Origin of the sequence: Sphingorhabdus sp. (assembly GCF_044354325.1) — a bacterium.
Lineage (GTDB): Bacteria > Pseudomonadota > Alphaproteobacteria > Sphingomonadales > Sphingomonadaceae > Sphingorhabdus_B.
This window is the reverse complement of the sequence record NZ_JBILAF010000102.1, coordinates 1-7426: the sequence shown is the minus strand read 5'-3', so window position 1 is coordinate 7426 and position 7426 is coordinate 1. Positions and strand designations below refer to the sequence as shown.

Genomic DNA, 7426 nt, shown 5'->3' with positions numbered 1-7426 from the left:
TGGCACCCCGGAATTCCAGTTCTTCGACATCACCTTGGCCATTCAGCGCGAAACGGGCGGTAACTTGGCCGAAACACTCGCCAACCTTGCCGATGTTTTGCGCAAGCGCGCGCAAATGAAGCTAAAAATTCGCGCAATGTCATCTGAATCGAAGGCATCGGCCTATATCGTTGGGTCGTTGCCATTTTTCGTGTCCGGCATGATCTGGACGATTAACCCGGAATATATCGAAGGCTTCTTCTCCGAACCGCGTTTGATGATCACTGGTCTCGGCGGTGCAGTGTGGATGGCGATCGGCGTGTTCATAATGGCCAAAATGGTCAATTTCGAAATTTAAGTTGAGGGCAGGATAGTAAAAATGATCAATCCGGGCGAACCTCAACTTTTGGGCATGGACGCCATGTGGCTCGCGACATTGCTTTCGGTCGTGGCCGGCATCGCCGTCATGATTGCCATATATTCAGTCGTTACCGTGCGCGATCCCATGGCCAAGCGCGTGAAGGCGCTGAACGAGCGTCGTGAGCAGCTGAAAGCAGGCATTACCGCGACAACACCAAAAAAGCGTGCCAAGCTTGTCCGCAAAACCGAAACAACAGATAAAATGCGCCAGCTGCTGTCAAAGCTTCAGGTTTTGCAGGAAGATCAGGTTAAGGATGTGCAGCAAAGGCTGGCACAAGCGGGAATCCGCCGCAAAGAACTCGCGGTCTCGGTCATCTTCAGCCGCATGGTTATGCCGATCATTTTCGGCGGCGGGGCCGGCGTGTGGATTTATGCTCTGGACGGCGTTCCCGACTGGAGCGCGATGAAGAAATTTGTTGCGTTCGCAGCGGCAGCGATTTTAAGCTACAAGGGCGCTGATATTTATCTGACGAACCTGGTGACGAAACGCACCGATGCCATCCGCAAAGGCCTTCCCGACGCGCTCGACTTGCTCGTCATTTGCGCAGAGGCTGGCTTGACCGTCGATGCCGCGTTTAACCGCGTGGCAAAGGAGTTGGGCCGCGGCTATCCCGAATTGGGCGATGAATTTGCGCTCACCGCGATTGAGCTTGGCTTTTTAACCGAACGCCGGACTGCCTTTGAAAATCTGGCGTACCGCGTCAATCTGGACTCGATCCGGGGCGTTGTCACAACCATGATTCAGACCGAAAAATATGGTACGCCATTGGCATCAGCCTTGCGCGTATTGTCTGCCGAATTCCGGAACGAGCGCATGATGCGCGCCGAAGAAAAGGCCGCACGTTTGCCCGCCATTATGACGGTGCCGTTGATCCTTTTCATTCTGCCGACGCTGTTCATCGTTATTATCGGGCCAGCCGCCTGTTCGATTGGCGACGCGTTTTCCAAACAGTGAACGGGGCGGCAAAGCGACGTCCCCTTCAGCCCAAACGCACGGTCTGTTCGATGGCACCAAAAATGCTGTGGCCAGCATCGTCGCGCACTTCGATGCGGACGACATCTCCATCTTGCAGGAATGGCGTGGTCATTTCGCCCGTCGCGATTTTTTCGACCATGCCCAGTTCGGCAAGACAGCTGTAGCCGAGCCCGCCGTCGGCGACGGGTCGGCCGGGGCCGCCATCGGCATCGCGGTTGGACACTGTGCCTGAACCAATAATCGACCCTGCCCCCAAATTGCGCGTCTTTGCCAGATGCGCCATCAAGACGCCGAAATCAAAAGTGCAGTCATCCGACGCCACCGCCCGGCCAAATGGCGCGCCGTTCAAATCAACATGCAATGCGCGGTGCAGCTTGCCGCCCTGCCAATAGGCCCCAAGGCTGTCGGGCGTTACAAACACCGGCGACAAAGCGCTGGCGGGTTTGGACTGCACAAAGCCAAAGCCTTTTTCCAATTCCGATGGGATCAGATTGCGCAGCGATACGTCGTTCACAAGGCCCACAAGCCTGATATGCGCCAGCGCCTCTGCCGCCTGCGTGCCCTTTGGCACATCGCCGGTGACGACAACGATTTCGGCCTCCAGATCGCAACCCCATGCTGCGTCGGCCAGCATGATGTCATCACGCGCGCCCATAAATTCGTCGGACCCGCCCTGATACATCAAAGGATCATGCCAAAAGCTTTCGGGCAAGACCGCGCCGCGCGCCTTGCGGACCAGTTCGACATGATTGACGTAAGCAGAGCCATCGGCCCACTGATATGCGCGGGGCAACGGTGCGGCAGCGTCATGTTCATGGAAACGTTCGCGCGGAATGACGGCATGTTCCAGATCGGTCGCCAATGCCTCAAGCCGCGGCGCAATATAGTCCCAGTCATCCAGCGCGGCCTGCAATGTCGGCGCGATATGCGCTGCGTCGGCATACCAAGCGAGATCATTGGAAACGACAACCAGATGACCGTCACGCGCCGACTTTAATGATGCAAGTTTCATAATCGCTCTCCTGCTTTTCATCATCATGCAACGATATTGCTGTTGCGGCAACCGCGCCTGTGCGTTTACACATATGCGCATGGGGTTGGGGCTCGCCAAAATGCGAATGTTTCAAGCAAGTGCCTTGGCGCTTTCCCTGCTCGTCTCCGGATCGGCGTTCAGCCAGCAACAGACCTTTAGCACCGCAGAGGCCGGGAAAAATGGCTGGGCGATGGAGCAGAACCGCTCTGCCAGCTGGTATCTTTCGCAACACCAGCGCCTCGCGACGGCGATAGCTGCGCTTCAGCCGCAAAAGCCCGGTGTCGTTGATGCCTATGTCGTTTCGATTGGGCTCGACTCCGATGCCGTGTTTGGACGGGAATCGGCTGAAGCCGCAAAGGTTCTGGCGCGCCGCTATGGCGCAACGGGCAAAACGCTTTTCCTCACCGCCGGGGCCGACGATGCGCCAACGGGCGCGCCGCAGGGTTCGCCGTCCAATCTGGCCGTCGCATTGGCCGCGGTTGCAGGCAAAATGGATCTGAAAGAAGACGTGCTGATTTTATTCGCCACCACCCATGGCGACCCTGTGTCGGGGCTTGCCTATCGTGACGGCAACGACGGCGTCGGCATGATTGCACCGCAGCGATTGTCCGCGCTGTTCGATGGCGTGGGCATCCACCGCCGCATGGTGCTGATCTCCGCTTGCTATTCAGGGATATTCATTCCCTTGCTGACCAATGATCAGACCGTCATTGTGACCGCGGCATCGTCGCAACGCACATCGTTCGGCTGCGCGCCGGGCAATGACTGGACCTTTTTCGGCGACGCTTTGGTGAACAATGGCTTACGCAAGCCGCAGAAATTTGATGATGCGGTGGCCGAGGCGGTTCAGCTGATTTCCCGATGGGAAAATATGTTGGAGCTTTTGCCGTCCCGGCCGCAGGTTTTTGTGGGCGAGAATGCCCACGTCTGGCTTGATGCGTTGGAACTAAAAATGCCCAAGACCGAAACCCCTAAAACTGGCCGCCCCGCAATCTCCGCCGATTACGAGCCTGCGAGCGACGCTAACCCAACTCGATAACGCGTGCGCGTAACTGCGCCAGCATGATCTCCAACTGCTTCGCCTCGCCGCTGCCCAATATCTTCTCAAGCTCGGCCTCCAACTGCAGCGCCTCGGGCACGATTTGGTCATAGAGGCTGCGGCCCGCGGCCGTCAGGGCCAAATGGTGCGAGCGCCCGTCGCTGCTGTTCGGCACGCGGCTGACGAGCGCGCGTTCCTCCAGCGTTTTGCACGCGCGGTTGACCGTCACCTTGTCCATCGCCGTGGCCGCCACCAACTCGCGCTGCGTTGCGACCTCAGCCTCCCCCAAAAGCGCCATCACCCGCCATTCGGGCACCTTCAGCGCAAATTTGCCGCGATAGGCGCGCGCGATCAGGTCGCTGACCGCATTTGAGGTAATCGACAATTGATAGGGAAGGAAAGCGCTGAGCTTTAGGGTCTTTTGTGGCATAAAATTCACTCTGTTTTGGCATGCACCGCGCGTGCATCAATCGGGTTTCACCTGATCCGGATGGGCGGCGATGAACGACGGTAACGCCGTCAGCGCCGCGTCAATCCGCGATAATTTGGGGAACCGGTCAAATGGCGTGTCCACCCGCCGCGCGTTGGCCATTTGCGGGACCAGGCAGACATCGGCAAGGTTCGGCACATCGCCACCAAATAATCCATCGCCCGGCGCCATATTCTCAAGCGCCGTGAACCCTTCGATAATCCAGTGCCGGTACCAATTATCAACGGCCTCCTGCGACTGCCCCATTTCGTCCTTCAAATAACGCAGCACGCGCAGATTATCGATCGGATGAATATCGGCAGCGATAATCAGCGCCTGCGCCAATGTTTTGGCCCGATCCGCAGGGTTGGATGATAGCATCGCCGGTTCGGGATATTGGGCATCAAGATAATCGATGATCGCAAGGCTTTGCGTCAGGTCATGGCCATCGATCGACAGCATGGGGACAAAACCTTGCGGGTTGCGCGCGACATAGGCCGGTGCCTTTTGTTCATTTTCCAACAGGCTTGTCGGCACGCGTGTGTACGGCACATTTTTGAGATTGAGGACGATCCGCACCCGGTAACTTGCCGAGGAACGCCAATAGTCGAACAGGGTTATCGCATTCATGACGTCACAATTAGCATGGCGGTGGTAAAAGGCAAAAGCATTGCAGTACGGCCCGCCCTTGCATATGTCTGGCGCAGCTAAAGAAGATTGAGGATGACCGACGTGAAAAAATGGATGACCGCCGCTGGATTATTGATGCTGCCCTTATCGGCGCAGGCCGCTTCGCCCATTACGGGCCGATGGGTCACGCAAAGCAAGGACGGCGTCGTGGAAGTCTATCCCTGCGGCGAGAATATATGCGGCAGGCTGTCCAAATTTCTTGTGAACCCGCCAGCCGGTCCCGGCGCGAAAGACATCAACAATCCGGACAAGACGCTGCGCAACCGGACAATCTTGGGCATGAATGTTTTGACGGGTTTCAAAGCGGCTGGCGATGAATGGAAAGGCCAGATTTACGATCCCAAATCGGGCAAAACCTATCGGTCGATTGTCTATAAAGGCAAATCGGGCAATCTGGTCGTCAAGGGATGCATTGGACCCTTTTGTCAGGCACAGACATGGACACCGGCGCGTTAAATAGTAACGCACCGGACGCGGATATTACGACCGCAATTTCCAACCCGAACGCAGCAGCACGTAACAGATAGTGCCAAGCACTATGTTCAGCGCAAGCAGCAAAACCGCGCCAAAAATCACGGGGCTGTCGGCGGCACCGATGAAGCCATAGCGAAAGCCCGAGATTGCATAGAAAAACGGGTTGGCGTGGCTGATCGCCTGAAATGTCGGGGCCAGCTTATCGACCGAATAGAACGTACCCGACAGCAACGCCGCTGGCGCAACAACGAAGTTGCTGACGACGGCCGCATGGTCGAATTTCTCCGCCCAGATTGATGTCATGACGCCAATGAGCGCCAGCATCATCGAACCCATCAGGCCAAACCACAATATCGCCCATATATGCACAGGGGTGACATGCACGCCGGGCCACAAAAGCATCGCAAGCCAGATGGTACCGCCCACCAGAAACGCGCGCGTCACCGCAGCAAATGTCAGCGCGGCCAAAACCTCTGCATTCGACAAAGGCGGCATCAGATAATCGACAATCGTGCCCTGCATTTTACCGACCAGCAAAGAGAAGCTGGAATTGGCAAAGGCGTTTTGCATCATACCCATGATGATAAGGCCAGGCGCGATGAAATCTGCAAAAGGAACGCCCAGAACCTGTGGCTTCACGCTTCCCAAAGCCACGGTAAAAATAATCAGGTACAGCAAGGTCGTGATGGCCGGAGCCCATACCGTTTGCATCTGCACCTTAAAGAAGCGGCGCACTTCTTTCATATATAGGGTTTGCAGCCCAATCCAGTTTACGTTGCGGATGTGCCGTTCGCCGTCGCGCAGTTGCACAACGGGGTTCGCGTCCCTATCTGGGCCAGTATCGCTTTTATGGTGGATAGTCATCGCGCAATCGACTATCGGCTTGCAGGCTTAACCGCAAGGCGCAAATGCGCCGCGACTGCGGTATAACACATTAGATATTGGGAAAGTTTCTATGTCCTGGACCGACCAGCGGATTGATCAGTTAAAAGCGCTTTGGGATAAAGGCCTGACAGCAAGCCAGATTGCCGAAGAGCTTGGCGGTGTTAGCCGCAATGCCGTTATCGGCAAGGCCCATCGCTTGGGACTAAAATCGCGCCCGTCGCCGGTGAAGGCCAATGACACAGACAAAAAAGCCGCGCCGAAAAAGCCGGCGGCGGCAGCCCCGGTTAAGGCAGCGCCCCCCGCTGCGCCTGTGCGTCCCCGCGCCGCTGCACCCGTGGCTGAGCCTGTCGCGCCCGTGGTCGAAGATGACGAGGCAGCCGAAGCACCTGCCCAGCGCGCATCGGCGATGCCACGCATTGTTTCAATCGGACCTGGCGGTTTCTTGCGTCAGGGCCCCGGCGATCAGCAAGCTCCCATTCCGCCAGCACCGCCGCGCCGCCTTGTACCGGCAAAGCCAAGCCCCGAAATGGCGGACAAAACATCGTTGCTGGATTTGAACGAGCGTATTTGCCGTTGGCCCTTGGGTCACCCCGGTGAAGCCGATTTCCATTTCTGCGGCGAGGCGGTAAACCCCGGCTTTCCGTACTGCGTCGAACATTGCGGCCGTGCCTATCAGGCGCAGCTTCCACGCGGTGTGCGCCGTCCTCCGCCACCCATGCCGTTCGGCGGACCACGGGTTCGTTAAGGCAAAGGTGAGATAGAGCATGGATCATCCATTTGCGGATCTCATCGGTTTAACATTAGATCAACAAGGCGGCGGCAGCAGCAGATTTTCGCTGTCGGTCGATGATCGGCATCTAAATCCGCACGGTGTTGTGCATGGCGCTGTCCTCTACGCAATGGCGGATACAGGCATGGGCGCGGCGCTTTATTCGACACTCGATGCTGGATATGCGTGCGCGACAATTGATATCTCGATCAGCTATTTCCGGCCCGTCGCGCAGGGCCAGTTGCTGTGCGAAACCGTTTTGGACAATAAGGGCCGAACCATTGCCCATTTAACCGCCCGTATCACGCAGAATGACAAGTTGGTTGCGCAGGCAAGTGGCAATTTCGCCATTATGTCCATGCCCCCGGAAAGACGCTGATCCGCTTTATTTCCACAGCCGAGTTTCGTTCGGCTGTTGCGCCGCCAACTCTCCCGCGCCTATAGCATTATTATGACCGATGACCTGTTTGGCGGGAGCGCGGCCGCCACTGCCGCATCCAATGATTATACCGCTTCTGCAATTGAAGTGCTGGAGGGGCTTGAGCCGGTTCGCCGTCGCCCGGGCATGTATATTGGCGGCATCGACGAACGCGCCTTGCACCATCTCGCGTCCGAAGTCCTCGACAACTCAATGGACGAAGCCGTCGCCGGCCATGCCAGCCGTATTGAGGTGCATTTGGGCGTTGGCAACC

At 57.2% G+C, this 7426-nt stretch carries 10 protein-coding genes and 1 pseudogene; 7 read left to right on the top strand and 4 right to left on the bottom strand.

Annotated elements, in window-relative coordinates; all coding sequences use genetic code 11:
• Together ACIQ0G_RS09020 and ACIQ0G_RS09015 are read left to right on the top strand one after the other, a co-directional pair.
• On the top strand, nucleotides 1-337 hold a 337-nt coding region (locus ACIQ0G_RS09020), incomplete at its 5' end, for a type II secretion system F family protein (RefSeq protein ID WP_397577621.1).
• A 21-nt stretch (nucleotides 338-358) separates the two neighbouring features.
• Nucleotides 359-1354 (top strand): type II secretion system F family protein, encoded by a 996-nt coding sequence (locus ACIQ0G_RS09015; RefSeq protein WP_397577620.1) that lies wholly within the window; start codon nucleotides 359-361, stop codon nucleotides 1352-1354.
• Between the two features lie 25 nt (nucleotides 1355-1379).
• On the opposite strand, the gene ACIQ0G_RS09010 is transcribed toward ACIQ0G_RS09015, so the two are convergent.
• Nucleotides 1380-2387 carry a fumarylacetoacetate hydrolase family protein gene (locus ACIQ0G_RS09010; RefSeq protein ID WP_397577619.1) on the bottom strand — a complete coding sequence of 336 codons (1008 nt, stop codon included), beginning with the start codon at nucleotides 2385-2387 and terminating at the stop codon, nucleotides 1380-1382.
• 100 nt (nucleotides 2388-2487) lie between these two features.
• Between ACIQ0G_RS09010 and ACIQ0G_RS09005 the strand changes: the two genes are divergently transcribed.
• Nucleotides 2488-3447 carry a C13 family peptidase gene (locus ACIQ0G_RS09005; RefSeq protein ID WP_397577618.1) on the top strand — a complete coding sequence of 320 codons (960 nt, stop codon included), beginning with the start codon at nucleotides 2488-2490 and terminating at the stop codon, nucleotides 3445-3447.
• Here the strand turns inward: ACIQ0G_RS09005 and ACIQ0G_RS09000 are convergent.
• Together ACIQ0G_RS09000 and maiA are read right to left on the bottom strand one after the other, a co-directional pair.
• Complete coding sequence (locus ACIQ0G_RS09000; protein WP_397577617.1) at nucleotides 3431-3877, bottom strand: MarR family winged helix-turn-helix transcriptional regulator; 447 nt, start codon at nucleotides 3875-3877, stop codon at nucleotides 3431-3433. The two genes, ACIQ0G_RS09005 and ACIQ0G_RS09000, sit on opposite strands and share 17 nt — an antisense overlap.
• A 36-nt stretch (nucleotides 3878-3913) precedes the next feature.
• Entirely contained in the window at nucleotides 3914-4546 is a 633-nt protein-coding gene (gene maiA, locus ACIQ0G_RS08995; RefSeq protein WP_397577616.1) for a maleylacetoacetate isomerase, read from the bottom strand.
• 93 nt (nucleotides 4547-4639) lie between these two features.
• Here maiA and ACIQ0G_RS08990 point away from each other — a divergent pair, with 93 nt between their 5' ends.
• Nucleotides 4640-5062: a DUF2147 domain-containing protein gene (locus ACIQ0G_RS08990; RefSeq protein ID WP_397577615.1), complete on the top strand. Its 423-nt coding sequence runs from the start codon at nucleotides 4640-4642 to the stop codon at nucleotides 5060-5062.
• 24 nt (nucleotides 5063-5086) lie between these two features.
• Here the strand turns inward: ACIQ0G_RS08990 and ACIQ0G_RS08985 are convergent, their stop codons facing one another.
• Complete coding sequence (locus tag ACIQ0G_RS08985) at nucleotides 5087-5944, bottom strand: ABC transporter permease (RefSeq protein WP_397577614.1); 858 nt, start codon at nucleotides 5942-5944, stop codon at nucleotides 5087-5089.
• Nucleotides 5945-6035: 91 nt separating this feature from the next.
• Between ACIQ0G_RS08985 and ACIQ0G_RS08980 the strand changes: the two genes are divergently transcribed.
• The 3 genes and pseudogenes from ACIQ0G_RS08980 to ACIQ0G_RS08970 all read left to right on the top strand — a co-directional run.
• Nucleotides 6036-6710 carry a GcrA family cell cycle regulator gene (locus tag ACIQ0G_RS08980; RefSeq protein ID WP_397577613.1) on the top strand — a complete coding sequence of 225 codons (675 nt, stop codon included), beginning with the start codon at nucleotides 6036-6038 and terminating at the stop codon, nucleotides 6708-6710.
• Between the two features lie 19 nt (nucleotides 6711-6729).
• Nucleotides 6730-7113: a PaaI family thioesterase gene (locus ACIQ0G_RS08975; RefSeq protein WP_397577612.1), complete on the top strand. Its 384-nt coding sequence runs from the start codon at nucleotides 6730-6732 to the stop codon at nucleotides 7111-7113.
• A gap of 72 nt (nucleotides 7114-7185) precedes the next feature.
• A pseudogene (locus ACIQ0G_RS08970) lies at nucleotides 7186-7426 on the top strand (DNA topoisomerase IV subunit B); the annotation flags it as partial.